The sequence below is a fragment of the Kitasatospora sp. NPDC098663 genome (assembly GCF_044760075.1).
Lineage (GTDB): Bacteria > Actinomycetota > Actinomycetes > Streptomycetales > Streptomycetaceae > Kitasatospora.
In genome coordinates this window covers 52,156-77,388 of the sequence record NZ_JBIWAP010000031.1, presented here as the reverse complement: position 1 = coordinate 77,388, position 25,233 = coordinate 52,156, and the positions used below count along the sequence as shown (strand labels likewise).

Below are 25,233 nucleotides of genomic sequence, written 5' to 3'. Positions count from 1 at the left end.
GGAGCGTACTTTGTACGCATCGACACGTGCAGGGTACGCACACATGCTGAAATGACACAACAACATTTGACCTGCAGATTCATCCTGAAATGCGCACGCATCCGCACTGCAGGGGTAAGATTTCGTCACAACCTTGGCGTGTGACGAAAAGGAGTCCGTTGATGTCCGTGCAGTCGGCGTGCGCGTCCTGCGGAAAGGGGCTGGAGCCCGCGGACCGGGGGCGGCCCCGGCTCTACTGTTCCCGCGCGTGCCAGGCGCGGGCCTACCGGGCCCGCAGGGCGGAGGACCCGGCCGACGTCCCGGTGGCCGACGACGGCGCGCCGCACCTCACCGTCGAGCGCATCGTCCGGGCCGGGATCGTCGTCGCGGACACCGAGGGGCTCGACGCGCTGTCGATGCGCCGTGTCGCCGCGGAGCTGGGCACCGGCACGATGTCCCTGTACCGGCACGTGGCGTCCAAGGACGACCTGGTAACCCTGATGGTGGAAGCCGCGATGGCCGACCTGCCGCTGCCCGAATCGCCACCGCGGAACTGGCGGCACGGCCTCGAACGCGCCGCGGACCGCGACTGGGAGCTGTACCACCGTCACCCGTGGATCCTGCCGAGGGTCATGGTGACGACCCGCGCCTACTTCAGCCCGGCCCTCGCCGCGGACAGCGAAAGCGCCTTCTCCTCGTTCGACGGGCTCGACCTCGAACCCGCCGACGCCTTCCGGTACATGTTCATGTTCGCCTCCTACGTGCAGGGCGTAGCGGTGACCCTGGTCAGCGATCTGGAGACGGAGCGGCAGTCGAGGACCGGCGCGACGCGGCGAGCAAAGGACTCGGACCGCGCGCAGGACCCGCTGTACGAACCCGGGGCGTACCCCCGGCTCGCCCGTGCGATGCGCGCAGGCGCCGACCCGTGGGACCTCGACGCCCTGTTCGCCTCGGGCCTGGCCGGCGTTCTGGACGGCATCGCAGCCGATCTCGCACGAAAGGGCATCGACGCCTGAGCCCCGGGCCGCTCCGGATTTCGCCGTACCGGCGGGAGTCCGCGACCGTCCGGGCGCGCCCGCTCACGGCCCACCGGCCGTCCGTGAGCCTCGCGTACGGCGGGTGCGGGCCGGTTGGTCCTGCTACCGGCCGCTCCGGTCCTCCCCGGAGGCCCGGTCCCCGGGCGCACAGTTCGCCCGGCTCACCGGCCGGCACCTCCCGGCCGTGCGGATCGCGCAGGGTGATCTCCACACCGGGCATCGGTCGGCCGCAGCTGCCCAAGAGGCCGGGTCGTCGCGGTGCTCTGCCGGCTCCAGGACGGTCAGTGCGTTGGGGGCCTCGGCCTGGCCGTAGTGCTGGCTGAGTACGGGGCCGAGGAGCCGGCGGGCCTGGGCGAGCCGGGCGGGGTCGGCCGGTGCGGCGCCGTACAGGACCCAGTTCAGACCCGACAGGTCCGCTGTGGGGAGCCGGGGGTGGTCGAGCAGGGCGTAGAGCATGGTGGGGACGACGAACGTGGCGCTCACGCCGTCGTGTTCGACCGCGTCGATGACGCGGTCCGGGTCGAAGGAGGGGTGCAGTTCGAAGCAGGCGCCGTGCAGCAGGCCGGGTGCGACGAGGAGGCCGGCGGCGTGCGACATGGGGGTGGTGATCAGGAAACGGGTATCCGGGGGCCAGGCCCAGGTGGAGCAGGCCCAGGCGTTGGCGAGCAGGGAACGGTCGCGCGGCATCACGCCCTTGGGTTCGCCGGTGGTACCGCCGGTGTAGAAGAGGTAGAGGGCGGGGCCGCGCGGGTCGTCGGGGTCGGGGGGCGTGTCGGCGGCGAGGCGGTCGAGTTCGGCGAGGGTGGTCGCCTGGGTGCCGTCGGGGCGGGCGCGGGAGGCGAAGCGGGTGTCGTCCACGACGAGGTGGTCGGAGGCGCTGTCGCGCAGGACGGTCCGGTCGGTGTCGGCGGTGGCCAGCGGGTGCAGGGCGGTGTAACGCAGTCCGGCCAGGCAGGCGGCGGCCATGACGGTGAACGCCCGCGGGTCGGGGCCGCACAGCAGGGCGATCCCGTCACCGGGTGCCAGGCCCAGTCGTCCGAACGCGTCCGCGGTGCCTTCGATCCGGTCCGCGGTCTCACGGTAGGTCCAGGTGCGCTTCGTCCCGTCGTCGCCGGTGAAGCGGAAGGCGGTGCGCTCGGGCCGTCTGCGCAGCGCGGTGAGGATCAGGTCCGCGTAGCGGGGTCTCATCGGGTCCTCCCCAGGATGGTCACAGCGGCCACCGCCTCCTCGATTCCGTAGAGGCCGCCGCCGTTCTCGGCGATGGCGATGCGCGCGTCGGGGACCTGTCGTCCGCCTGCCCGGCCGCGCAACTGCGTGACCAGTTCGAAGACCTGGGCCAGTCCGGTGGCGGACACCGGGTGGCCGCGCGATTCGAGTCCTCCCGACGGGTTCACCGGAAGGGTGCCCCCGAGTGCGCTCGCACCCGAGGCCGACCACGGGCCGCCGTCGCCGATCGGGCAGAAGCCCAGGTTCTCCGCCTGCTGGATCTCGCCGAAGGCGGTCGCGTCGTGGACCTCCGCCACGTCGACGTCCTGGGGACCGAGGCCGGCCTTCTCGTAGGCGGCGAGCGCGGCGCGGCGGCCGATGTGGTGTTCGGCGTCGTCCGCCGCCCGGTCGGTGCCCGACAGCAGGGCACTGCTCAGGACCGCCACGGCCGATTCGTCGTGGGGAAAGTCGGCTCTCGTCACGACGGCGGCGGCGGCCCCGTCGCTGACCGGTGAGCACATCGGCACCGTCAGCGGCCACGCCACCCGCCGGGCCGCCAGGACCTCGTCCGCGGTGAACGGCCGGCGGAAATGGGCCCGGGGGTTGTGGACGGAGTGGGCGTGGTTCTTCGCGGAGACCGCGGCCAGGTGGGCTTCGGTGGTGCCGAAGCGCCGCATGTGGGCGCGGGCCAGGGAGGCGTAGATCTCCATGAACACCGACCGGTCGCCGTCCACGGAGAGTTCGGGCGGCAGCGGGTCGGCCAGGGCGGCGAGCGCGGCGAGGGTCTCCTCACGGTGGGCGACGTCCATGGCGCCGTCGAACACCGCCAGCCCCTGGGCGGGGTCGGCGCAGACGAGCTTGTCCACGCCGACGGCGAGGGCGACGTCGGACAGGCCCGCCCGGACGTGGGCGATCGCCAGCCACAGGGCGGTCGCGCCGCCCGCGCAGGCGTTCTCCACGTTCACCACGGGCACGCCGGCGAACCCATGAGGGCGCAGGGCGACCTGGCCAGGGATCATGTGCTGGCCGTCGATCGCCTTCTGGCTGACCGTGGCGTGGAACACGGCGCCGACATCGGCCGGAGTCAGCCCGGCGTCGCGCAGCGCCTCGTGCGCGGCGAGGCCGGCGAGGTCGCCGGCGCTGTGGTCGAGGCGGCCGAAGCGGGTGGAGCCGACGCCGAGGACGAGTGCTTCGCGGTTCATGACACCACCCGGTTGCGCAGCACGCCCAGCCCGGGGACCTCGAGTTCGACGGTGTCACCGAGTTCCAGGAAACGGCCGTGCTCCAGTCCGCAGCCGGTCGCCACGGTGCCCGAGCACAGGACCTCTCCCGGGTGCAGCCGGGTCGACCGGGAGGTGAAGGCGATCATGTCGGCGAAGCTGTGGTGCATGTCGGCAGAGGTGCCCCGGCTGACCTCCTCGCCGTTGATGCGGGCGGTCATGGTGAGCCGGTACGGGTCGCCGACCTCGTCGGCGGTGACGATCCACGGGCCGAGGACGTTCGAGCCGGTGAAGTCCTTGCTCTTGCTCAGGCCCAGCCCGGTGGTGATCTCCTCCAGCTGGGTGTCGCGGGCGCTGAAGTCGTTGAAGACCGTGTAGCCGAAGATGTGCGCCTGGGCGTCGGCCGCGGGGATGTCGGTGCCGCCGCGGCCCAGGACGCAGGCGAACTCCAGCTCGTAGTCCCGCACGGAGGAGTACGGGGCCAGTGGATGTCGCTGTCGTGGCCGGTCACGACGAGCCGGTTGGCCAGGTAGTAGAGCGGCCGTTCGAACATGACGGCGGGCAGCTCGACCCGGTCGGCCGGGATGCCCTGGATCCGGGAACGGGCGTTGCGGAAGTGGCCCATGAAGCTGCCGAAGTCCCGGATCTGCACAGGCCTGGGCAGCGGGGACAGCCAGCGCACCTCAGCCGCGGCGACGACCGCTTCGGACGGCGCCAGTGCGGCGAGCCGCTCCAGGGTCTGCCGCACGGGTTCGCCGCCGTCGATGACGGCCTGCATGGTGGCCAGCGCGGGGGCGTGCCCGCCGTCGGTCAGGTGGTGGGCGCGGTCGAGCAGCAGCAGGTGCTCGCCCTGCCGGTCGAGGACGAGTGCGGTGCGCTCGGCACCCTCGTGCTCCACGGTTGCGAGTTTCACGGTCGGTTCCTCTTCTCGCGGAGGGGTCGGTCGGCTTCTCGGGAGGGTCGGTCGGCGGGCGGGGTCATCGGCGGGCGGGGTCAGACGAACGCCACGACGCGGGCCGGGGCGGCGCTCGCGCGGGCGATCTTGATCGGGAAGAACGCCACCCGGATTCCCGACGGGGGCAGCGCGGCGAGGTTCGTCAGCTGCTGGACGATGAAGACCTCCCGCTCGCGGCCGGCCCGGCGGCCGTCCCACAGCACGGAGTTGTCGCCGCCGGCACGGAACCTGCCGGCCATGACGGGGAAGCTCAGGTCCCAGCCCGCGGCGTCGGTGCCGAGGACCTTGGCCCCGAGGTCGGCCAGGAACAGCGTCGACTCGCGGCTCATCCCCGGGTAGCGGAAGAACTCCGGGTCGGACAGCCCGTACCGCTCCTGTCCGGTGCGCAGGAGGACCGCGCCGCCGGCCGGGACCGGGGTGCCGTTGGCGGCGAGGGCGGACTCCAGGGCCTCGACGGTGATCGGGGCGTCGGGCTCGCAGTGCTCGCGCAGGTCCAGGACGAGGGCCTCGCACCACAGCTCGTCCAGGGCGATGTCGGTGATCGTGCGGGCCGGCCTGCCTTCGCAGGTCGAGCCGTAGTGCAGCGGGGCGTCGACGTGGGTGCCGAGGTGGGAGTTGAAGTCGGTGAGCAGCTCCGAACCCCAGCCCTCACCGTCCGGCAGGTCCTCGACGCCGCAGTGCATGGCGGCGGCGAACTGCTCGCGGCCCTCGCCGGTCGGGTGGGCGTACGTCACGGAGGGAGCGATCACCGGTGCGAGCGGGCGCAGCTGTTCGGGGAGCAGTTCGCGGTCGACGGGGTCCAGCGTCCTGGTCAGGTCGATCAGTTCCATGGTTGCCCTCCCTGGTTATTGGACGCTCAGCATAGAATCGGACTGTTAGCATAGGCAAGGGACCGCCGCCCGGCTCCGGCCGGTCGGCGGGACAGGATCGGCCGCGCCAGGCGGCCGCGACATCGGGAAGGACACCGCGTGGGCGCGACCCGCAAGCAGGAGATCTCCGCCGAGACCCAGCGCCGGCTGGTGGCCGCCGCATGGGAACTCGCCGCCGAGGGCGGGGCCGCCGCGGCCTCCGTCCAGGCCGTGGCGGAGCGCTCGGGCATCAGCCGGGGCTCCGTCGCCTGGCACTTCGGCTCGAAGGACGGGCTGCTGAAAGCGGTGGTCGAGGAAGCGTTCCGGTGGGGCGCGGACTTCATCCGCGAACGCCTCGCCGCGGCCGGGCCGGACGCCGGGATCGAGGTGCTGATCGAGGCGAACTTCGCGCTGATGTCCCGGCCCGAGGCGCACATCTTCTCGACGCTCCTGATCGAGGCGGTGAGCCGCGAATCGGCCCTGCGCGCGACGTACGCCGAGCAGTACGCCAGGATCCGCGGCCTGTACGCCGACCACCTGCGCGCGAGCGGCGCGCGCGTCGCCGACCCGGAGGCCGTCGCGGCGGCCCTGCTCGGCGGCACCCTCGGCATCAATATCCAGCACCGCCTGGACCCGGACCTGGACCGCCGGCGGGCAGTGACGGCGATGACCGGCATCTACACCGACGCGCTGTCCGGTGCCGTGCCGCTCGAAACCGTCAGGCGCGGGTGACCTTGCCGGCGGTGTCGGCGGTGCAGAACGGAGCCATCGTGCCACTGCCTGAATCGACCGGGTAGGGGCGGGCCGACAGGCTGGTCATGGTCAGCGGGTGGCCGGTGCCCGGCGTCAACTGGCCGACGGTGAACGAGATCAGCGGGGTCATCGTCCGATGACCGGCGGCGACGTCCACCATGTCGTCGCAGGTGCGGAGCCGCTGCGCCGGGTCGACGTGCACGTGGACGTGCCGCGTTTGTCCTTCCGGCTCCGCTGACCCCAGCCCAACACCGGGGACCGCCACCGGGGACCGCCACCGGGGACACCGCGGTGGCGGCCTCCGCCGTCCAGACACCGCACAGGCGTCGGCGTTCGGTCGGTACAGGGCGGGTGGCGTGTCCACCGGATCATCCGTGCGGCTGAGCGGCAGTCGGTCCGGTCCTGCGGAGGCGAAGTCGTGGATATCTTCAGCAACAAACGGATGCGGCTGGTGGCGCATGTGGGGCGGTGTCGCAGGGTGCGGTCTCGTGGCGCGGTGATACGGGGGAGAGTGGTGCGACTGGTCATGGTCGCGGGGCGGGCCGGTGGCCCGGCGGATGGCTGCGGTGGCACGGGTCCGGACGGTGAAGAGGGGATGTCCGCCGTCCGGACCGCGCTTTCGACCACTGGTCCGCTTCTCACTCCGATCCGTCTGTGTAAACCCGCTGCGCCCGGATTCCGGTGGGTCCGTCCGGTGGGTCCGTCCGGTAGGTCTTCGGGGTCGACGGTGGCCGGTCTGGGTCGGCGCCGGCCGTTCCGCGGGGCGGGGCGGGGGTCAGGTGAGTGCTTCCACGATCTGGGCGCAGCGCGCCGGGTCCTCGGTGAAGCCGGCGCGTAGGCCCCATATCCAGTACTCGACGGCTCGCAGTAGTGCCCATGTGCGGGCGCGGTCGGGGTCGAGGTCCGCGGCGTCGGTCAGGGCGTCGATGGCCCATTGGACGCGGGAGGGGCCGAGTTCGTCGAACCGGCTCCACAGCAGGGGTGCGACCTGGTATTCGAGGACGCCGCGTACGATCAGCGGGTCGACGACGGACCAGTGTCCGTCGGGGGTGCGCAGGACCTGGTCGTAGTGGAGGTCGTTGTTGACCAGGACGGTGTAGTCGTCGCGGGACAGTTCCTCGGCCAGGTCCAGTGCGTGGTGGAGGGTGTGTCGGGGTATCGGGCGGCCGAGTTCCTCCCACTGGGCGGGGAGTTCCCGTCGGTGGACTGCGGCGATGTCTGCGGTCGTGCGCAGGCTGTGGGGTGGCTCGATGGCCAGTTGCCGTAGCAGTGTCCCGATCACGGGGACGGCCTGGGTCAGTGGCACGTCGCGCAGTGGACGGGTGTGGTCGAGGCGTTGCAGCAGCATGACGCCCGCCGTGGTGTCGGTGTCGAGCAGGCGGACCGCGCCGTGGCCGTTCCACAGGCGCAGGGCGAGTGCCTGTTCCTGCATCTGCTGGTCGGGCCACGTGACTTTCAGTGCCAGTGGCTCGCTGTCCCGGCGGACCGGCACGACGAGGCTGTTGTAGCCGTGCATGGGTGGCCCGTCGGGCTTCAGGTTCCAGTGGTCGCACCATTGGGCGACGGTGTCCGGCAGGGCCGTCAGCCACCGGTGGCCCGCTTCGCCCTCGTGTTGCCAGCGGCCGAAGGCCCGAAGGGACTCGGGTACCTGCGTCAGGCGGTGTTGTTGTGGGCTTGCGGAAGTCACGGTGTCTCCATCCGGCGTCTCCGTTGCGGTCTGGTCCAGGCCTCGTTGTCGGGCCCGTTCTCCGCTGATCGGTGCGGCGCGGGTGCGGTGTGGCGCGGTGCGGTGCGGCGCGGTGCGGTGCGGCGCGGTGCGGTGCGGTGCGGGTGCGGCGCGGCTATCGGCAAGGCGAGGCGCAGTTCGGTGCGGTGCGTCCACAGGGACGGTCGGGTCGACAGGAGATCTTATGCATCGGATGCCCTTGCCTGTCAGGTCAGTTCACCCCGAGGGCCGGAGAACTCCCGTACGAATCCAGGACGGGTGTGCCTGTGCGGAGGTGCTTGTGCCGCCCGTCGGCCGTATCCGTGGCCTCATGGGACAGAACACTTGACGCTGGCCGTTGTGCGGCCCGCGCGGGCGGCTGCCGGGAAGCGCTCCCTGGCCGTCCCTGCACCCTGCACCCTGCACCCGGGAAGCAGTCTCCGACCGTCTCACGGCCTGGGTGGGCGGCCGCCGGGCCCGGGTTGTGCAACAGGTCGTCAACAGGTTCCGGTGAAACGGCCACGCGACCGTGGCCCGTGGGCGGATCATGTTCGGGTGCCGATCATTGCGAACCCGCCCCCGCCCCCGCCCGCCAGGCCGCCGTCCTGGGAAGACCGGCTGGAGGCCTGGGTCGGGATATGCGCGGCCCGACTGGCCTGGTGGGGCCACGACTTCACCGACGGCGCGTGGCCCGACACCGAGGACCTCGCCGTCCTGCTCTCCCGGACCGTGGACGAAGTCGCCGAGATCCCGTCGATGCGGCCGGCCCACCAGGCCCTGACCGCCGCCCTCGCCCTCGTCCAGGCCGCCGAACGATGGCTCCGCCCCTACAACGCGGTCTCTCCCTCCATGGCCTGCCACCACCTGCGCCAGGCCGCCGAACACCTCCACGCCGCCCACCGCCACCTCGCCGACACCGCGCCCCGAGGCCGTCCCAGCCTTCCACCCCGGCGGGACCCCGCTTCCCCAAGCCCCTGACCACGCCAACAACCCGCCCCGCCGCCAGACGGACCGGCAACCCGCCACCCGGTAATGGACCGTCAACCCGGCCCGCGAGGAAAGGAGGCGGCGAGGACGCGACCCCGACGACAGGCGGCGAAGCCAGGGCGGTGACGACGACCGACAAGACAACCCCGACAACAGGCCACGGGCGGCGGCGCCGAAGAGAGCAGCGCTCGCAACGGCGTCATCCCCGGGGCGCAGCAGAACGGGACGGCCGACGCCTGCCACAACGACGGGGCGCGGCCGGGGACGGTGGGAGGGCTGTGGGGGCGAGGCCCGGTCGGGTGGGGCGCAGCCGGGCAGGCCACGCGGCGCAGGGCGGTCCCGATGGCGCGGCGCGGGAAACGGGAGATCTTCCTGTCGTGGATGGCTTCGGGGGGTTACCCGAGCGGGAGTGCGCCGAAGAATTTCCGGTCCGGTGGTGCCGGGCGGGGCTTGAAGGCCGTTGGTACCGGCGGCCTGGGGGGGCGGGTGATCGTGAGGTGATCCACCCGCGCACGACTGTCCTGCGTCCCTACCGGGCCGGCCCACGGCAGCCAGCGCGGTCACCGATGGCAGACCGGAGCAGCGAACAAGCCCCCCGGTGAGATGGGTTCTCTGCCGGGGCGGCTTTGTCAGGTTGAGCGCGAGGAGAGCGGGGTCTCCCTCGGGTCCTGGCTGAACAGCCAGAAAACCCGCCGGGACAAGCTCACCACAGGTGAGGTCTGCGTCGGGCAGGAGCGTCAGCGGGCTCGCGTCGGCCCGGACGCCGCAGCCGTTGCTCGGTGTCAGGGGCGCGGCCGTCGGCCCACGACGACGGAGCCGGCGAGGAGCAGCGCGCCGATGGCGTAGGCCCAGGGGGCGGGCCGGGCGATGGCGAGGATGAAGAATGCCGCGCCCAGGCTGGCGGCGGCGGCCTTGAGGAGTGCGGTGCGGGCGGGGCGGCGGTCTCCGGGTTCCACGGTGGCTGTCTCCTGGTGCTGCGGTGGTTCGGGGGGCCTGGCCCGCCGCCCGGGTGTTCGGGCGGCGGGGTGTGCGCGGTCGGCGTGCCACCGCGCGCGTGGGTTGGTCAGCGGCGGCCTATGATCTTGGCGAATGTCGCGAGGGAGACGGTGCCGGCCTTCTGTGCGGCGTCCCCGACGATGCCCCAGCTGCCGATGGTCTGGCCGTAGTTGGCGGTCAGCGCGGCGCCGCCGGCCACGTTCTTCTCCTGGCTCATGTCCGCGCCGGTGGACATCTCGACGACCAGCGGGATCTGGGTGGAGAGGTTGACGGAGCCCTGGAGGACCTTGCCGGTGAGCTTGCCCGCCTTCTCCGAGGCGCCGACAGCTTTGGCGCCCTTGGTGCCGAGGTAGCTGAAGACCTTGGTCGCGTCCGAGGCCCCGGAGCCGCCGGTCTCGGCGAGGAAGGTGAGGCCGGCCCTGCGGACGCCGACGCTGGCCTTGTAGCTGGCCTTGGCGCCGGCACCGATCGTCTTGGTGACGGCCCGGCCCGCCTTGAGGCTCTTGGCGACCGCGCCGACGCCGGGCAGGGCGGCGAGCGCGTCGGCACCGAGCCCGACGAACGTGGCGGCGTCCCAGTCTCCCTTGATCGCGGCGTCCACGGTGTGGGCGCCGAGCGCGCCGATCGCGGTGACTGCCGCGACCGGGCCGGCGATCGGCGTAAGGACCGGGATCAGCGCGAGGACGCCGGCGACGGCGGACACGATGCCGAGGATGTCCCCGAAGAGGGACCAGAAGCTGCTGCCCTGCGCCTCCGCTGCCTTGCGGGCGGCCTCGGCCTTCAGGTACTCGAACTCTCGGCCGCGGGTCTCGATGACGCGTGTGAACTCGCGGTCGGTGAGCAGGCACTGCAGCTGGAGCTCGGCCTGCAGGGCCAGCGCCATGTCGACCAGGTCGTAGAGGCGGTCGTCCTTGATCCAGTCCCTGGGGTAACCGCGGTCGGTGAGGCGGAAGTACACGCCCTCGCCCGAGTACCCGCCCATGGCCAGGGACGGCACCGGGCCGAGGTAGCGGGCGACGGAGGGGTGTTGGAAGGCGATCACGCCCTGGTACGAGGGAAAGCCGGTGTACGTCCCGGCGGCGCGCCGCCCGTTCAGGAAGGTCATGGGGTCGGCTTCGAACTCCTTGAGCTCCTCGGCGGTCATCGCCGACGGGTCGGGGTCCTTGGCGCTCTCGGTGACCTTCTTCCGCAGGAGCTGCTTGAAGTCGGCCAGCGTCTGCCGGTTCTCCTCGCTGGAGTACTCGTAGGCCCTGGTCTTCTGTTCCAGGCGGTAGAGCGCGTTGATCACCTGGTCGCGCTGGAAGACGTACATGCGCAGGAGCTGGTCGATCCGGTAGTGGTCTTCGGGGCGCAGCGCGGCCGGGTCCCACCCCCAGATCTTCATCGCGTCCTTGGAGTTGGTGGTGTAGTAGTGGAGTTCGTACTGGACGTTGCACACGATCTTGTCGTTGCCGGCATCGAAGCCCAGGGTGGGCAGTCCGGCGCTGAGGCCGTACTCGATCTTCATGGGGTGTCCCCTCTCCCGGTCAGGCCGCGGCGGCGGTGTCGAAGGTGATGGTGCGGCAGACCTCGGCGAGGATCTCCACGCAGGAGTCCCACTCGGCGAGGTTCTCGGTGGCGATGGCGAAGTCGGCCATCGCGAGGCGGCCGGGGATCGGCACGAAGGTGTGCAGCTGGCGCACGATGGTCGGGCCACCGCCGTCGCCGAGGAGGTTGACCGGGCGCTCGACCTTGCGCTCCTCGGTGAGCAGTACCGCGGGGCCGGCTTCGAGGCGCACGACGCCGACCTCGGCGTTCGGGTAGATGGCGCCCATGGTGCGGGCGAGACGGTGCACGGTCTGTTCGTTGGCGAGTTCGCTGGGGCGGGCGGTGACCGTCAGGATCGCGGACGCCAGCTTCGCCTTGGGGTTCTCCTTCGACGGGCCGTAGAGCAGCGTGCCCGCGTAGACGGCGCCCGCGGCCGACAGCAGCTCGTACATCGACTGCTGGGTGATGACCGCGTAGCCGATGTCCTCCTGCGAGGGCTTCGGGTCGACCATGTTCAGCCGCTCGATCAGCTTGTTGGTGTTCTCCTCCGCCGATATGGAGAAGTCGATGTCGGTGAAGGCCTCCGGGACCTCGAAACTCAGCGGCAGGTCGATCCTGGCATCGGCCATCAGGGGGCGCCCCTCTTCATTCGACGACACATCAAGGGGGCACCGCCCGGGCCCTGCCGGGCGGTGCCCCGGCGCGTCATCCTGCGCACACCCCCACCACGCAACAAGATCCAATTCCGGCCACCCCCTCAGATCAATCGCACTATCCGAACAATCGGCCGCCGAGATCACCAGGCCCGCGGCGAACACAGCACACCACATCACCCGGCATCAGAATGTCTGAATCACACGTCACACGAACGAGTGACAGCAGCGGGAACCCTGCCCGGTCGAGACGGCGCCCAGGCCGGTCATGGCGATGTGGGCGCGCTGCTCGTAGTCGGTGCCGTAGGTGCCGATGTCCGTAGGGGCGAACTGCCAGCCGTTGACGGGGGCGGGGCCGGGGTGGTTCTGGATGCGGCTCTGGGCCGTGGTGACGGCGGCGTCCAGGTCCGCGTCGGACAGCGTGTCGACGTTTCCTCCCGGGACGATGCCTATGGTGGCGAACTCGGCCATCGCGGGGGCGTCGTCGGGCGTCGTCGGGTTGTCGACGAGCAGGGAGCACAGCCGGTTGAGGAAGTCGCGCCCGCTGAGCTCGGCGACCTGCTGCGGGGGCGCGGTGACCATGTCGACGGAGGGGTCGACGGTGCCGTCGGGCGGGGTGTACGTGCCGCTGCCCCAGGCACTGAGGGGGACGAGGCCGAGCTGCTTCTGCAAGTCCTGGACATTGGCCACGTCGGCGTCGTTCTTCACCTCGATGCGGCCGATGATCCAGCCGGTATTGGTACGGGGACGCCGCAGTGCGTGGCCTAAGGCCCTTAGGGTGTAGATGATCTGACGGTCTGTCGGTTCGTGAGCGCGGCGACTAACGTACGGGTGCAGGCTTGGTGACGGTTCGTCACCAAGTGCCGCCATGGGTCCGCCATGGCCTGCGCCGTACGGACGGGACTCCGTGCCCGGACGCACACACACCTGCCGAAGACGTCCCTCGTGCGACTGGAGGCCTCATGAATCCCCTCTCCGTCTCCCGCCGGCGGCGCCTGCGCGCTTGCGGCGCCGCGGGCGCCGCGATGGCGTGTGCCGCCGCCCTCGGTGCCGCGACACCGGCGCACGCCTTCAGCGGGGGCAACCACGAGAAGATCACCCGGGCCGCCCTGGGAGCCGGGGGCTGGCACCCGAACTCGCTGACGGCGATGGCGGACGGGAACTCGGGCGCGATCGTCGCCAACGACCACGACCAGTACTTCGGCATCGGCAAGCTCCACTGCGACAACGCCGACTACCTCGACCCCCGCTACGACAGCCGCTACCCCCGCACCCGCGCGCAGGCCGACGCCGAGATCATCGACTGCGTCGAGAGCTCCGTCGACCACGTCAGGAGGGCCCTCGCCGCCGCGGACCGGCTGGTCGACGCGAACGGGCACGTCATCGCCGCCCAGACCTCCATCTCCCCGGCCTGCTCGTGGAACGACCAACCGGGACGGGCGAAGTGCGAGGTGCTGGAGGACCTGGGCCGCGGCTGGCACCAGATCGAGGACTTCTACGCCCACAGCAACTGGGCCGACCAGGCCGCCCCCGGAGCCATCGGCGTCAAGAGCCCCCCAGGACTGGGAAGGACCGACCTGCCCGCGTTCTTCTCATCGCCCGCTACAGCTCCATGAGCAGGGCGGACTGGGTCAAGGACGCCACCGGCCACATCCCCCACGACCTGGCGACGGGCTGCTACCCGGACCGCGACCACACCGGGACGGTCTCCAACTGCGCGACCCGCGTCACCCACGACGGGGTCCTGAACAAGGACACCAAGGACAGCCCCCGCTCGGCCGTCGGCCACAACTTCGACCGCGCCTACGACCTCGCCGTCAAGGACATCGCCCGCCAGTGGAAGGAGTTCAAGGACGAACTCCAGCGCAGGTACCCCGGCAACGGCCGGGCACAGGCGATGATCTGCGCCATCACCCACGACCACCCGGACAAGACCTGCGGCTGAACCACCACCGCGGCGCCGACCAGGCCGACCCCAACGACCCGAACGGCCGGGCCGGCCCGAACGACCCGACCGCACCCGCCGGTGGAAGCAGAAGACCGGCGGACCCGATGTCCCGCATCGCGCAACGGGAGGAAGGCCCCGCGTGTCCCTTCAACGCACAGCCCCGAGGATCGCCGCCGCGGCGGCGGCGGTATCGGCTCCCGCCCTGCCCACCTGCGCCCGCGCCACCGGCCTGCCGACAGCGGTACCCGCACCCGCGACGGCGGCAGCGGCCCGGGCCGGCTTCGTCATGGACAAGGCCCAGTTCGACCGGATGATCCCGAACAGGAACCGGTTCCACACTCACGACGCACTGGTCGGCACGCTGAGCGCCTACCCCGGCTTCGCGCACACCGGGTACGACGCGCTCAAGCGGCGGGAGACCGCGGCCCTCCTGGCGAACGCCAGCCACGAGACCGGCGGCCTGCGCCACGTCGTGGAGCAGAACACCGACAACTACCCGACGTACCGCGACACCACCTGCCCCTACGGGTGTCCGGCCGGACGCGCGGCCTACCACGGACGAGGACCGCTCCAACTCAGCTGGAACCCCAACGACAAAGCGGCCGGGGACGCCCTGCACATCGACCTGCTCCACCACGTCGACCTGCTCCGGACCAACCCCCGGATCGCAGGGAAGAGCGCGCTCTGGTACCGGAACACCCAGTGCGGCCCCGGCTCCACGACGGCCCACCACGCGATCGTCACCGGGGCCGGATTCGGCCACACGATCCGCAGCATCAACGGCGCCGTGGAATGCGACGCCAGGAACACCGCCGAAACCCAGGACAGGGTCAACCCGTACCAGCGGTTCGCACACGTCCTCGGCACCTCCCCCGGCACCAACCTGACCTGCTGAGCGGAACGGAGAAATCATGCGCGGATTCCTGACCAGGCTGTTCGTCGCGGCGGCCGCCGCCGCACTGACCGTGGTACTGCCGAGCGCGGGCGCGGCGACAGGCGCGACCACGACGGGCACGACCGTGACGGGTGCGACCGTCACGGGCGCGGCGGCGACGGCCCGCACCGCGCCGGTCGCGGCCGCCGCGGTCAACCACACGGTGACGTTCGTGAACCACTCGTCGCAGAAGCTGTGGATCGGAAGCGGCGTCAACGCCGACGGGTCGAAGCAGTTCACCCGCCTCCCGGTCCTGGCTCCCGGCCAGTCGGCGACGGTGACGATCCCCGAGACCGCCGCCCCCTTCCACTGGCGTGGGAAGTTCTTCGCACGCCAGGGATGCGGCGGGACCCCCGGCAGCACCTTCCACTGCCGGGTCGCCGACTGCGGCCCGGCCGCCGACCACTGCACGACCGGCGAACAACCCGCCAGCCTCGCGGAGTTCAACTTCGACGCCAAGGACGGCGCCGCCCCCTGGTACGACGTGAGCTACGTGAACGCGTTCTCGCTGCCGATCACGATCACTCCGGTGAACGCCACGATCCCCGCCGGCGGGGGCTGCGACACACGGGGCTGCACGGCGAACCTGCTGCCCTACTGCCCGCCCGCCGACCTGACACGCGGACCGGACGGCAAGCCGATGCTGTGCACCAACCCCAGCCGCGACACCCCCAGCAGCTACAGCCGCGCGCTCAGCGCGAAGTGCCCCAAGGCCTACACGTGGTCCAAGCAGGACCAGACACCGGGCAACAAGGTCATGCAGCAGTGCAGCCGCTGCAGCGGCTTCACCGTCACCTTCGGCCCCATCGCGTGAGCCACCCGCCCCGGACCCCGGCCCCCGCACTCCAGGGCCGCCGCAACCCCCGTCACGACCGCCCGACCGAAGAGAGGAACACCGTGCCACGCCGAATGCGCCTGTTCACCGCCGCGCTCGCCGTACTCACCTGCCTCACCGTCGGCAGCCCGGCCGACGCGACCGCCGCCCCGGCGAAGAAGAAGGGCGTGAGCGCCTGGAACTTCACCGACGTCACCAAGGCGCTGGCCGACTCCAGGGCCGGCTGGTTCTACACCTGGGCCCCGGACCGCCAGCAGATCAAACCACCCGCCGGCGTCGAGTTCGTCCCCATGATCTGGGGCGCGGGCTCCGTGACCGACGCACAACTGCGAACGGCCAGGCAGGAAGGCACGACCCTGCTCGGATTCAACGAACCCGACCTGCCGGCACAGGCCAACATGAGCGTGACCAGGGCCCTCGACCTGTGGCCCAGGCTCCAGTCGACCGGGATGCGCCTGGGCGCACCCGCGGTCGCGGGCGGCGGCGACGCCGCGGGCGGCTGGCTCGACCAGTTCATGAAGGGCGCCGCCGCCCGCCACGACAAGGTCGACTTCATCCCCCTGCACTGGTACGGCTCGGACTTCCGCGCCGACGCCGCGACCGGTCAACTGCGCGGCTACCTCCAGGCCGTGTACAACCGCTACAAGAAACCGATCTGGCTCACCGAATACGCCCTGATCGACTTCTCCAGCGGCACCCCGAAGTACCCGACACCCGAACAACAGGCCGCGTTCGTCACGAAGTCGACCGCCATGCTCCAGGGACTCCCCTTCGTCGAACGCTACGCCTGGTTCACCCTCTCCGCGGACCGTGGCGGCACCGGTCTCTACAACCGGGCGACCCCCAACCGGGTGGGTACCGCCTACCGCGCGGCCGGCTGAGCCCACACCCCCCGGCCCACAAACGGGCCCGGGCCCGGGCGACCACGACACCCGCACCCGCGCAGAACCAGGGGGCGGCCGAGCCCGGCGAGCGGACCCACACGTCCACCCGCCGGGCAACGGCTCGCGGCCCGGCCGACTCCGGCACCGGCGCGTCCAGCAGGCAACGGCCCCGCGCGATCAGCACCCGCCCGGTGGTGCGCGCCGGCCCGGCCGCGGCGAACCAGCCCCGCCCACACCACCAGCACCAGCCCGCACCCCGTACGGGCCAAACTCCCACAGCAGCGCGGGCAGCACGGCGAACGGCAGCAGCACCGTGCCCCGCCACCGCGCCGAGGAACGCGAACAGCACGCCCGTGCAGGTGGAGCCGCGTAGCAACGGCCGGATTCCTCAGGTCATCGACGCCGAGTATGACGTCCCGCACCCCCGCCCTCCTCCCCCGATCGGGGGAGCGCCGTTTCCCTCCCGCCCGGGAGGCGCGCACAAGGCGCCGTGTTCCAGGATCGGTCAGGCCCGGAGCGACCGGGCCGATCACGGAAGGACAGCGGATGCACACCCCTGGAACGACGGCCGCCCGGCCCGCAGCAACACGCAACACCCCGGCGACGGCAGCCGTGGCGCTGGGCACGCTCGGCCTGTTCACCTCGTTCGCGGTCGTCGGCGCCCTGGTCGGCGCCGCCGGCCTGGTCACGGGCACCATCGCCCTGCGAGCGTCCGGACACACCGGCACCGGCCGGGGCCGCGCGCTCGCCGGCCTGCTGCTCTCGCTCGCCGCGATCGCGGTGTCCGTCCTGGCCGCCGCCTTCCTCGCCTGGTACGCGAACCACACCCAGGAGTGCTACCGCCCCGACGGCCTCCACCAGTACGTCCAGTGCGTCCGCCGCAACCTCTCCGGACACTGACCGCGCCGGAAACCCCGGCGAACACCAGAACCGCACACACCATCAGAGACGACATCCCATGAACTCACACACGCCGCTCCGGTCCCACGCCCTGCGCCGCAGGACGACTCACGCCGCCGTCGCCGTGGCCACCGGGGCCCTCGCCCTCGGCGCCCTCGTCCCTTCCGCCGGCGCCGCCTCGGGGGCCGCCAGGCCAGACACCATCCAACAGCGTCTGAACGCCATGGTGAGCCCCGATCACATGCCCGGCGCTCTGGCTTCCGTCCGTGACCAGGCCGGCCACACCCGTACCTATGCCGCGGGCATCGGGGACCTGGCCACCGGCGCGAAGGCGCCCCGGGACGGCGAGGTGCGCATCGGCAGCGTCACCAAGACGTTCACCGCGACAGTCGTCCTGCAACTGGTCGGCGAGGGCAAGATCCGCCTCGACGACCCGGTCGAGACCTACCTGCCCAACCTCCTGCGCGGACAAGGGATCGACGGGCACCACATCGCGGTGCGTCAGCTCCTGCAGCACACCAGCGGACTCCCCGACTACGAGAACGACGTCACCGACGACATCCTCCAGCGCCGCTACCTCTCTCCCCGCGACACCCTGGACATCGCACTACGACACGAAGCCGTCTTCGCCCCCGGAACGAGTTGGGGGTACAGCAACACGAACTACCTGGTGGCCGGGATGATCGTGGAAAAGGTCACCGGACGGCCCCTCGCCGGCGAGGTCGACAAACGCATCATCAAGAAGACCGGACTGCGCCACACCTACCTCCCCGCCCCCGCCGAGACCACCCTCCGAGGACCCCACCCCCACGGCTACCACAAGAACAGCCCGAACGGACCACTGCGCGATGTCACCGAGATCGACCCCTCCGCGGCCTGGGCGGCAGGCGCGATGATCTCCACCAGCTCCGACCTCACCCGCTTCTTCTCCGAACTCATGAAGGAAGGCCACCTCCTCAACGGCCCCGAGCTCGCGCAGATGCGCACCACCGTCCCCACGGGCGCGCCCGGCTACGACTACGGACTGGGGATCATGAGGACACAACTGTCGTGCCACAAGACCCTCTGGTGGCACAACGGCAGCATCCCCGGCTACGGAACCTGGAGCGCCGCCACCAGCGACGGACGCGCCGCCAGCGTCACGATGACCGCCGACCCGACCGGCCCCGCGGACCTGCAGCCGGCCGAGGACGCCGTCGACGCGGCCCTGTGCGGCTGAACCGCACCTCCCCGAGAACCACCGGCGCGCCGGGGAACCCGGCCGGCGCCGCTGAACGGACCCACAGTGGGCGCCCGCAGAGAGGGCCCGTGCACCGGGCCGGCACGGCACGGCACGGCACGGCACGGTATTCGAAAGACGACGAAGGCACGGCCATCGAAAGCGGATTCCAGGGACCGTTGCAACACGTGGCCGGCTGTTCAGGCCGCGAGCAGTTCGGACAGCCGCTCGGCTGGGATCTCCCAGCCGAGCGGGCTCTGCCCCGAACAGTGGACAATTCTGAGCTTTCCGTTCTGAGCTTTCCGTTCAACCTCGCAGGTCACCCGACCTGCTGATCCATGCTTCCTCCCGGGACAGCGCAGGCGGCCGTTCTCCACACTTCGAGATGTCGCGTCACGAAGCACGGGAGAACGGCCGCTGCGCATGAGTCTCCCCTTCGACCCGCCCGCAAGGGGTCGGCCCGGCGCGGACGGCCGCGCGGGTCCGTGTGACAGGTGTGATTGTTGTGATGGGTGTGGCAGGTATGGCGGGTGTGGAATTCAGCTCAGCAAAGTCCCGCAAAAGCCCCGGGAAACAGAATGATGTCCGAAAATCGTTACACCAGGTTGCGACCTGAACGCCTCTTGTTAGTGTCCCTTCAGTTCGACTCGCATGCCCCACCTCACACACCAGGGAGTTTGCGTCATGCTGAAGCGACGAATCGCCGTGGCCGCAGGAGTCGCCATGATGGCTCTGGCCGTCGGCACCGTGCCCGCCCACGCGACCAACGAAGTCAACTTCGCCGAATGCCTGTTCGCCAGCGACTACTTCGCCATCGGCATCACCAACGACAACGGCACCGGTTTCAGGAGGTGCTTCGCAAACGCCGGCGACATCTGGATCGACCAGAGGTCGGTCACGAGTTTCAGCAGCGGCAACAACGCCGGGTACTTCGAGTACGAGCCGGGCGACGGCTCCCTCTACCGCCACACCTTCGGCAAGAACCAGGCCATCACCAAGAACTACGGCACCATCACCACGCTCCACATCAACTGAACCCACCGGCCGGTCACAGGAAGCCGTACCCCTGTGACCGGCCCCCCACAGGCAGCCGCCGCCCGGCGCAACCGGCGGCGGGCGGGCCCCGCGGCACCCAGTCGACAGGACCCCGGACGAGGGCGCAAGGACGCGGACGGGGCTGGCGACCTCGCCGCTGCCGTCGTGCGAGTTCACCGAGGCGGTGACCGACCCCGTCGCCCAGGAGGCCAGGCCGAGGAGGAGGACGAACAGGCCGCGCCCAACGCCTCCGACAGCGTTCCCGGCCACCCCCTGCCCCCGATCGCGCACCCCTGCGGAACTGACCGACATTCAATTCCGCCGACCCCACCGAAAGAAGACCGCCGCCCGCGCCGCGACCGTGTCCCAGCGTCCCCCGGTCACCGACCGGACGATACGGCCGGCGGGTCAGGCACGGTGGCCCCGGCGCCGGACACCCGAGACCCCGTCCGGCGGGTGGTACCGCACGAGCAACCGACCGGAGCCGTGGCGGTGATCACGGCCCGCGAGACTGCGGCAAGGCACACGACGATGTGCTCGTGCGGAATGTGGCGACCTCTCGTCGATCCCGATCCGCCGCAGCCCGGCGAGGCGGTCGAGCCCGGCGTCCGCATCACGCTGGTGGCGGGCCAGGATCGCGCCGACGGTGCGCCAGGCGACCCGCATCAACTGCGCGGTGGCCGACGTGGAGCACTCGGTGGCCAGCCAGGCGACTTGCTGGCCGAAGTCGCGCGTGTGCCCGGCGTCGTGCCGTCCTGATTTTGTCGGGTCATATGAGAGCCGCTGCTTCGGCGTGAACGGGAGCCGGGGCTGGTCCATTCGTGGCGGTGGTGTACTTGACCGCGGTGGGTGTTCTCCGGCGAGTTCGGGAGCCACTGATCGGGTGAGCCGGCAGGCGTGGGCGGGGTGTCCGTAGGGGCCAGGGACGGGGCGTCGGTACCTTGTAGTCGCGGGCCCGGGTCGCCTCCCTGACAAGTCGCGGCCAAGGCCCGCGCTTCGTGCTGCCATGGTGGCTTTGTTCGCGAACCGGCAGTGCATACACGTGAGATGGGTTCTGGCTCGACCTCTGTAGCGCGACCACGCTGAGTGATCGACGGATGTGGGGCGTTTTCCGCATCCTGAGTCAGAACGGCGGCTCTTCTGAGTAGCCGCCTGTCCCGTCGGGGGCCCACCAGGAGTCGCGTTCCGCTTTGAGACGGGCGTAACGCTCGCGGGCCGCGATGTCGGTGGCGTTCTCCAGGGCTCTGGTGGCGTAGCCCCATGCCTTCATGGCGTCCAGGACCCGGTCTCGATTGTGACGGTCGGTGCTGGTCGCCAGCAGGCGGTGGGCGTGGCCGACCAGCTCGGTTCGGTGCTCGGTGAGGGCGGGGTGTTCTGCGAGGGGGATCGCAGCGATCAGGGCCGCGTCGCGCACGTCCTCGTTGTCGTGGCCGAGGAGGGGATGGACGGCGGAGAAGATCGTCGGGCGCAGGTCTCGGAACGCGCGCATCTCCCAGTAGTCGTCAAGGAATCCCGGAACCTGGTGTTCGCCGATGGCAACGATTTCGTCGTCGGCGTCGTAGGCGGTGTCGCTGAGCCACTTGAGCAGTCTCACGAGGGTCGGGCGGCGCGGTGGCGTGTCGGAGTCGTCTGCCGCGATGGCCGGATGGTTGAGGATGGCTGCGACGTAGCGTGCTACGGGTGCGGTGGCCTCGTAGATGCTGTTCTGGTGGGTCACTTCCCTGAGCGCGTCATGGGTTGCGGCTGCTCGGACAGCCGGGTCGGGATCGATGATGAGCGCCAGCGCTGCCGGCAGGGATTCGCCTGTCCCGCATGCGGTGGCAAGTGACGCCCAATCAATGTCGTCCAGGAGCGCTTGAGGGTCAGGCAGCACGTGGGGGTGGGGCTTGTCGGTCCGGCCGGGGCTGTCGGTCACAGGCGGAGGCTATACCGTCGTTGGGTTGGCGTTGCGCGGGGTGTCACGTCGGGCCTTGTGAACAAAGCTGGCCATGGTGTGTCAGTTCGTGGAAGCGAAAAGGGACTCCTGGGTGGCCTGGTAGCGGTAGGACTCGGTGCCGGTCTGGATCAGCGTGCAGCGGAAGGTGATCCGGTCGGCGATGGCCGCGCAGAGGCGGGCGTCGCCGAAGGTCTTGTCCCACTCGGTGAAGGGTGAGTTCGTCGCGACGGCGGTGGCCTTGCGCTCCTCACGTTCGGTGAAGATCTGGAACAGCAGCTTGGCACCCTTGCGGTCCAGGTTGAAGTAGCCGAACTCGTCAATCTATGCTGATATCCGCATAGATCGACCTATGCCGAGACCGAGACTATGCCGAAGCTGTGTGAGTAGGTCCGCTCCTTCGTGGGGTTTCGGCTGTTCATGGCTCTGCATAGTTTCTGTTCCGGGCAGCCTCGGGGGCGAGGGGGCAGGGGGCTCCCGCGAGGGGGTGGCGATGCCGTTCGGAAGTGCACGTCGGAAGGCGGGTGTCCTGACCGCACAGGTCGAGGGCTACCGGGTATGGCTGGCGGAGCGTGGGTACACGACGCTGACCGCCAGGAACATGCTCAAGGATCTGGGGCAGGTCGGCCTGTGGCTTTCCAGCCAGGTTCTCGATGCCGCTGATCTGGACGAGAAGCGGGTGGACCAGCACCTTTCCGATCTGCAGCAGGCGGGGCGCCGCCGGGTGGTCGGGCCGCGCGGCATGGTCCCGCTACTGATGTTCCTGCGTGAGGCCGGGGTGGTGCCCGCGCCACAGGTGACACCCTCGCCGGCGGAGGTTCTGCTGGAGCGGTACTGGTGCTGGATGGAGTCCGAGCGTGGCCTGTCGGCGTCAACGATGCTGCGTTACGGGAACACCGCCCGACGCTTCCTGGCCGAGCAGGCAACACAGGATGGGAACTTCGCACCGGAGGGCCTGACGGGGGCGGATCTGAACGCGTTCCTGCTGCGGGAGTGCACCAGGGTCTCGGCGGGATCGGTGAAGGGGCGGGTGGCCGAGCTCCGGTCGCTGATGAGGTTCCTGCACCTGCACGGCGTCATGCCGATGAAGCTCGGCGGCGCGGTGCCTCCGGTGGGTGGCTGGCGCTTCGCTTCCGTGCCACCGACGATGGCGGTCGGCGGTGTTCAGCGGCTGCTGGACCACAGGCCGCGCGAAGGGACGGTCGGCGTCCGCGACTACGCGATCCTGATGCTGGTGGCCAGGCTCGGCCTGCGCTCGATCGAGGTGGCCCGGCTGCTGCTGGACGATGTGGACTGGCGCTGCGGCGAGATCGTGGTCCGGGGCAAGGGACGCCGTGAGGACCGGCTCCCGCTGCCCGCGGACGTCGGCGAGGCTTTGGTCGCCTACTTGTACGGTCTCAGGCCGCATCTGAAGGACCGTCACGTGTTCCTGACCTGCAGGGATCCGCGCGGGCCGATCCGGGCGGACCTGGTCGGCGACGTGGTGGAAAGGGCGTGTCTGCGGGCCGGCTCGCCCAAGGTCGGGCCGCACCGGCTGCGTCATGCCCTGGCCGCCGACATGCTGCGGCACGGCGCCGGGCTCACCGCGATCGGGCAGGTGCTCCGGCACCAGGACCTGGCCACGACCGCGCTCTACGCGAAGGTCGACTTCGTCGCACTGCGCGCGGTCGCCCAGCCCTGGCCCGGGACGGAGGCGGCGTGACCGATCTTCGCCAAGCACTCGACGACTACCTGCGGCTCCGCCGTTCGCTGGGGCACCAGATGGCCGAAGCCGCTTACCTGCTGCCGGACTTCGTGACTTTCATGGACCTCCGCGGCGAACAGACTGTGACCATCGCCAGCGCACTGGAGTGGATGAGAAGCCGCGAGCCCGAGGTGATCACGACGGTGAGTCCGCGACGGATCACCGCTGTTCGCGGGTTCACCCGCTTCCTGAGCGGGTGAACCCGCGACCGAGGTGCCGCCGCTGGGGCTGGTGCCCTACAACCGGCGCCGGGGCCAGGTCTTCCTCTACTCCGACGCCGACATCGCAGCGATCATGGCTGCGGCCAAGGAGACGATCGCGCAGCCGCTGCGGGCGGCGACCTATCGCACGCTGATCGGCCTGCTGGCCTCCCCCGGCCTTCGCATCGGCGAGGCCATCAAGCTGGACCGCGACGACATCGACTGGACCCAGGGTGTGCTGCACATCCGCGAGTCCAAGTTCGGCAAGTCCCGGCTGGTCCCGCTGCAGGACAGCACTACGAACGCGCTGCGCGAGTACGACAGGCTGCGCGAACGGTTGATGCCCAGGCCCAAGGATCCCGCGTTCTTCGTCTCCCTCACCGGCAAGCGGTTGATCAACGCCTGCGTGCACCCGGTCTTCAAGGCCCTGGTCTGCACCGCCGGTGTCGGCCTCGACGCTCCGCACAGACCTCGCCTGCACGAGCTGAGGCACACGTTCGCGGTTCGGACCCTGCTGCACTGGTATCGCACTGAGGACAACGTCCAGGCCAGGATCCCGTCGCTGTCGACCTACATGGGACACCGCGAACCCGCCTGCACCTACTGGTACTTGTCAGCGGCCCCGGAACTGCTCGCCCTGGCCGCAGCCCGCCGCGACGGCGTCCGAAAGGCGGCCCGCTCATGACCCTGATCGCACCCACCCTGCAGGCGTTCTTCACCGACCGGCTCGCCCGCCAGCGCCAGGCCAGCCCCCGAACCATCGCCGCCTACCGCGACGCGCTCCGCCTCCTGCTCGGCTTCGTCCAGCAGCGGACCGGCACCGCCCCGGCAAAGCTGGACTGGAACGACCTGAACTCGGACGTGATCTCCGCGTTCCTCAACCACCTGGAGGAGGAGCGCGGCAACAGCACCCGAACCCGCAACGTCCGTCCGCCTGACCGCGATCCGCTCCCTGTTCTCCTACGCCGCCCTCCAGCACCCCGAACACGCCCTCCTCATCCAGCGGGTCCTGGACATCCCACCCAAGCGGTTCGACAAGAGGACTGTCACCTTCCTGACCGGCCAGGAAGTCGACGCGCTGCTGGCCGCGCCGGATCCGAAACGCTGGGAAGGACGACGGGACAAGGCCATGCTGGCCCTGGCCGTCCAGACCGGCCTGCGCGTCTCCGAACTCACCAGCCTGAACCGCGACGACATCACTCTGGGCGACGGCGCCGCCGTCCGCTGCGAGGGCAAGGGACGCAAACAGCGCACCGTCCCGCTCGACCGCCCCATCCAGAAGCTGCTGAGCGCGTGGCTGAACGCACGCGCCGGCCACGGCGGCGACCCTCTCTTCTGCACGCGCACTGGGCGTCGGCTCAGCCGCGACGCCGTCGCCCAGCGCCTGAGCACCCACGCGCGCACCGCAGTGCAAACCTGCCCGTCCCTGATCGACAAGAGCATCCACCCGCACGTCCTGCGGCACAGTTGCGCCATGTCGCTTCTGCAGGCCGGTGTCGACACCACGGTCATCGCGCTCTGGCTCGGCCACGCTGGCGTCCGCTCCACCGACGCCTACGTCCACGCCGACATGACCATCAAGGAGAAGGCACTCGCCCTCACCGCACCGGTCACCGCCCGCCCGGGCCGCTACCAGCCCACCGACAAGGTCCTCGCCTTCCTCGACCGCCTGTGACGTCGATCGGACTGGCTGCGAGGTGAACCCGCTCGACGCCATCGCAGTCAGTCCTCCCAC

Annotated in this window: 26 protein-coding genes and 3 pseudogenes; 16 read left to right on the top strand and 13 right to left on the bottom strand. The window is 70.7% G+C overall.

The window, feature by feature from the left end:
• The first annotated feature begins 161 nt into the window (after positions 1–161).
• Complete coding sequence (locus ACIQVZ_RS29150; RefSeq protein WP_350878552.1) at positions 162–995, top strand: TetR/AcrR family transcriptional regulator; 834 nt, start codon at positions 162–164, stop codon at positions 993–995.
• Between the two features lie 300 nt (positions 996–1,295).
• On the opposite strand, the pseudogene ACIQVZ_RS29145 reads toward ACIQVZ_RS29150, so the two are convergent.
• From ACIQVZ_RS29145 to ACIQVZ_RS29130, 4 genes and pseudogenes are all read right to left on the bottom strand, one after another.
• Positions 1,296–2,204, bottom strand: a pseudogene (locus ACIQVZ_RS29145) (AMP-binding protein); the annotation flags it as partial.
• Positions 2,201–3,424, bottom strand: a complete 1,224-nt coding sequence (locus ACIQVZ_RS29140; protein ID WP_402453961.1) for a thiolase family protein — start codon at positions 3,422–3,424, stop codon at positions 2,201–2,203. The gene ACIQVZ_RS29140 and the pseudogene ACIQVZ_RS29145, both read right to left, overlap by 4 nt.
• Positions 3,421–3,909: a fumarylacetoacetate hydrolase family protein gene (locus tag ACIQVZ_RS29135; protein ID WP_402453959.1), complete on the bottom strand. Its 489-nt coding sequence runs from the start codon at positions 3,907–3,909 to the stop codon at positions 3,421–3,423. Before ACIQVZ_RS29135 ends, ACIQVZ_RS29140 begins: the two co-directional genes overlap by 4 nt.
• A gap of 526 nt (positions 3,910–4,435) precedes the next feature.
• Entirely contained in the window at positions 4,436–5,227 is a 792-nt protein-coding gene (locus tag ACIQVZ_RS29130) for a cyclase family protein (protein WP_402453956.1), read from the bottom strand.
• 138 nt (positions 5,228–5,365) lie between these two features.
• On the opposite strand from ACIQVZ_RS29130, the gene ACIQVZ_RS29125 reads away from it, so the two are divergent.
• Complete coding sequence (locus tag ACIQVZ_RS29125; RefSeq protein WP_402453954.1) at positions 5,366–5,977, top strand: TetR/AcrR family transcriptional regulator; 612 nt, start codon at positions 5,366–5,368, stop codon at positions 5,975–5,977.
• On the opposite strand, the gene ACIQVZ_RS29120 is transcribed toward ACIQVZ_RS29125, so the two are convergent.
• Complete coding sequence (locus ACIQVZ_RS29120; protein ID WP_402453952.1) at positions 5,964–6,200, bottom strand: hypothetical protein; 237 nt, start codon at positions 6,198–6,200, stop codon at positions 5,964–5,966. The genes ACIQVZ_RS29125 and ACIQVZ_RS29120 overlap by 14 nt on opposite strands.
• 573 nt (positions 6,201–6,773) lie before the next feature.
• Positions 6,774–7,685 carry an aminoglycoside phosphotransferase family protein gene (locus tag ACIQVZ_RS29115; protein ID WP_402453950.1) on the bottom strand — a complete coding sequence of 304 codons (912 nt, stop codon included), beginning with the start codon at positions 7,683–7,685 and terminating at the stop codon, positions 6,774–6,776.
• 573 nt (positions 7,686–8,258) lie between these two features.
• On the opposite strand from ACIQVZ_RS29115, the gene ACIQVZ_RS29110 reads away from it, so the two are divergent.
• Complete coding sequence (locus tag ACIQVZ_RS29110; RefSeq protein WP_402453948.1) at positions 8,259–8,681, top strand: hypothetical protein; 423 nt, start codon at positions 8,259–8,261, stop codon at positions 8,679–8,681.
• A 791-nt stretch (positions 8,682–9,472) separates the two neighbouring features.
• Here the strand turns inward: ACIQVZ_RS29110 and ACIQVZ_RS29105 are convergent.
• The 4 genes from ACIQVZ_RS29105 to ACIQVZ_RS29090 form a co-directional block, all read right to left on the bottom strand.
• On the bottom strand, positions 9,473–9,646 hold the full coding sequence (locus tag ACIQVZ_RS29105; RefSeq protein ID WP_402453946.1) for a hypothetical protein: 174 nt from the start codon (positions 9,644–9,646) through the stop codon (positions 9,473–9,475).
• Positions 9,647–9,753: 107 nt separating this feature from the next.
• Positions 9,754–11,193 (bottom strand): hypothetical protein, encoded by a 1,440-nt coding sequence (locus ACIQVZ_RS29100; RefSeq protein WP_402453945.1) that lies wholly within the window; start codon positions 11,191–11,193, stop codon positions 9,754–9,756.
• A 19-nt stretch (positions 11,194–11,212) separates the two neighbouring features.
• A complete protein-coding gene (locus ACIQVZ_RS29095; RefSeq protein ID WP_402453942.1) occupies positions 11,213–11,842 on the bottom strand; it encodes a hypothetical protein in 630 nt (209 codons plus the stop codon).
• A gap of 231 nt (positions 11,843–12,073) precedes the next feature.
• Positions 12,074–12,736, bottom strand: a complete 663-nt coding sequence (locus ACIQVZ_RS29090; protein WP_402453940.1) for a DUF1254 domain-containing protein — start codon at positions 12,734–12,736, stop codon at positions 12,074–12,076.
• A 92-nt stretch (positions 12,737–12,828) separates the two neighbouring features.
• Here ACIQVZ_RS29090 and ACIQVZ_RS29085 point away from each other — a divergent pair, with 92 nt between their 5' ends.
• The 8 genes from ACIQVZ_RS29085 to ACIQVZ_RS29050 all read left to right on the top strand — a co-directional run bounded on the left by ACIQVZ_RS29085 (position 12,829) and on the right by ACIQVZ_RS29050 (position 19,621).
• Positions 12,829–13,482: a hypothetical protein gene (locus ACIQVZ_RS29085; RefSeq protein ID WP_402453937.1), complete on the top strand. Its 654-nt coding sequence runs from the start codon at positions 12,829–12,831 to the stop codon at positions 13,480–13,482.
• Positions 13,479–13,811 carry a hypothetical protein gene (locus ACIQVZ_RS29080; protein ID WP_402453935.1) on the top strand — a complete coding sequence of 111 codons (333 nt, stop codon included), beginning with the start codon at positions 13,479–13,481 and terminating at the stop codon, positions 13,809–13,811. Before ACIQVZ_RS29085 ends, ACIQVZ_RS29080 begins: the two co-directional genes overlap by 4 nt.
• A 142-nt stretch (positions 13,812–13,953) precedes the next feature.
• Complete coding sequence (locus tag ACIQVZ_RS29075) at positions 13,954–14,709, top strand: chitinase (protein ID WP_402453933.1); 756 nt, start codon at positions 13,954–13,956, stop codon at positions 14,707–14,709.
• Positions 14,710–14,725: 16 nt separating this feature from the next.
• A complete protein-coding gene (locus ACIQVZ_RS29070; protein WP_402453930.1) occupies positions 14,726–15,562 on the top strand; it encodes a thaumatin family protein in 837 nt (278 codons plus the stop codon).
• An 83-nt stretch (positions 15,563–15,645) separates the two neighbouring features.
• Complete coding sequence (locus tag ACIQVZ_RS29065; protein ID WP_402453927.1) at positions 15,646–16,464, top strand: glycosyl hydrolase; 819 nt, start codon at positions 15,646–15,648, stop codon at positions 16,462–16,464.
• A 549-nt stretch (positions 16,465–17,013) separates the two neighbouring features.
• Positions 17,014–17,367 carry a DUF4190 domain-containing protein gene (locus ACIQVZ_RS29060; protein ID WP_402453925.1) on the top strand — a complete coding sequence of 118 codons (354 nt, stop codon included), beginning with the start codon at positions 17,014–17,016 and terminating at the stop codon, positions 17,365–17,367.
• Between the two features lie 58 nt (positions 17,368–17,425).
• On the top strand, positions 17,426–18,586 hold the full coding sequence (locus tag ACIQVZ_RS29055; RefSeq protein ID WP_402453923.1) for a serine hydrolase domain-containing protein: 1,161 nt from the start codon (positions 17,426–17,428) through the stop codon (positions 18,584–18,586).
• 684 nt (positions 18,587–19,270) lie between these two features.
• Positions 19,271–19,621 (top strand): beta/gamma crystallin domain-containing protein, encoded by a 351-nt coding sequence (locus ACIQVZ_RS29050; RefSeq protein WP_331742835.1) that lies wholly within the window; start codon positions 19,271–19,273, stop codon positions 19,619–19,621.
• Between the two features lie 552 nt (positions 19,622–20,173).
• Here the strand turns inward: ACIQVZ_RS29050 and ACIQVZ_RS29045 are convergent.
• The 3 genes and pseudogenes from ACIQVZ_RS29045 to ACIQVZ_RS29035 all read right to left on the bottom strand — a co-directional run.
• Positions 20,174–20,374, bottom strand: a pseudogene (locus ACIQVZ_RS29045) (transposase family protein); the annotation flags it as partial.
• Between the two features lie 370 nt (positions 20,375–20,744).
• The gene (locus tag ACIQVZ_RS29040; protein ID WP_402453921.1) at positions 20,745–21,536 is read right to left on the bottom strand and encodes a hypothetical protein; all 792 of its coding nucleotides are present in this window, start codon (positions 21,534–21,536) and stop codon (positions 20,745–20,747) included.
• A gap of 81 nt (positions 21,537–21,617) precedes the next feature.
• Entirely contained in the window at positions 21,618–21,878 is a 261-nt protein-coding gene (locus ACIQVZ_RS29035; protein WP_402454023.1) for an ATP-binding protein, read from the bottom strand.
• A gap of 169 nt (positions 21,879–22,047) precedes the next feature.
• Between ACIQVZ_RS29035 and ACIQVZ_RS29030 the strand changes: the two genes are divergently transcribed.
• The 5 genes and pseudogenes from ACIQVZ_RS29030 (at position 22,048) to ACIQVZ_RS29010 (ending at position 25,173) form a co-directional block, all read left to right on the top strand.
• Positions 22,048–23,256, top strand: a complete 1,209-nt coding sequence (locus ACIQVZ_RS29030; RefSeq protein ID WP_402454021.1) for a tyrosine-type recombinase/integrase — start codon at positions 22,048–22,050, stop codon at positions 23,254–23,256.
• Entirely contained in the window at positions 23,253–23,498 is a 246-nt protein-coding gene (locus tag ACIQVZ_RS29025; protein WP_402453918.1) for a hypothetical protein, read from the top strand. The genes ACIQVZ_RS29030 and ACIQVZ_RS29025 overlap by 4 nt, the downstream gene beginning before the upstream one ends.
• A gap of 31 nt (positions 23,499–23,529) precedes the next feature.
• Positions 23,530–24,183: a tyrosine-type recombinase/integrase gene (locus ACIQVZ_RS29020; protein WP_402453916.1), complete on the top strand. Its 654-nt coding sequence runs from the start codon at positions 23,530–23,532 to the stop codon at positions 24,181–24,183.
• Positions 24,180–24,362: pseudogene (locus tag ACIQVZ_RS29015) on the top strand (site-specific integrase); the annotation flags it as partial. The gene ACIQVZ_RS29020 and the pseudogene ACIQVZ_RS29015, both read left to right, overlap by 4 nt.
• Before the next feature lie 70 nt (positions 24,363–24,432).
• The gene (locus tag ACIQVZ_RS29010; protein ID WP_402454019.1) at positions 24,433–25,173 is read left to right on the top strand and encodes a tyrosine-type recombinase/integrase; all 741 of its coding nucleotides are present in this window, start codon (positions 24,433–24,435) and stop codon (positions 25,171–25,173) included.
• Positions 25,174–25,233: the final 60 nt, after the last annotated feature.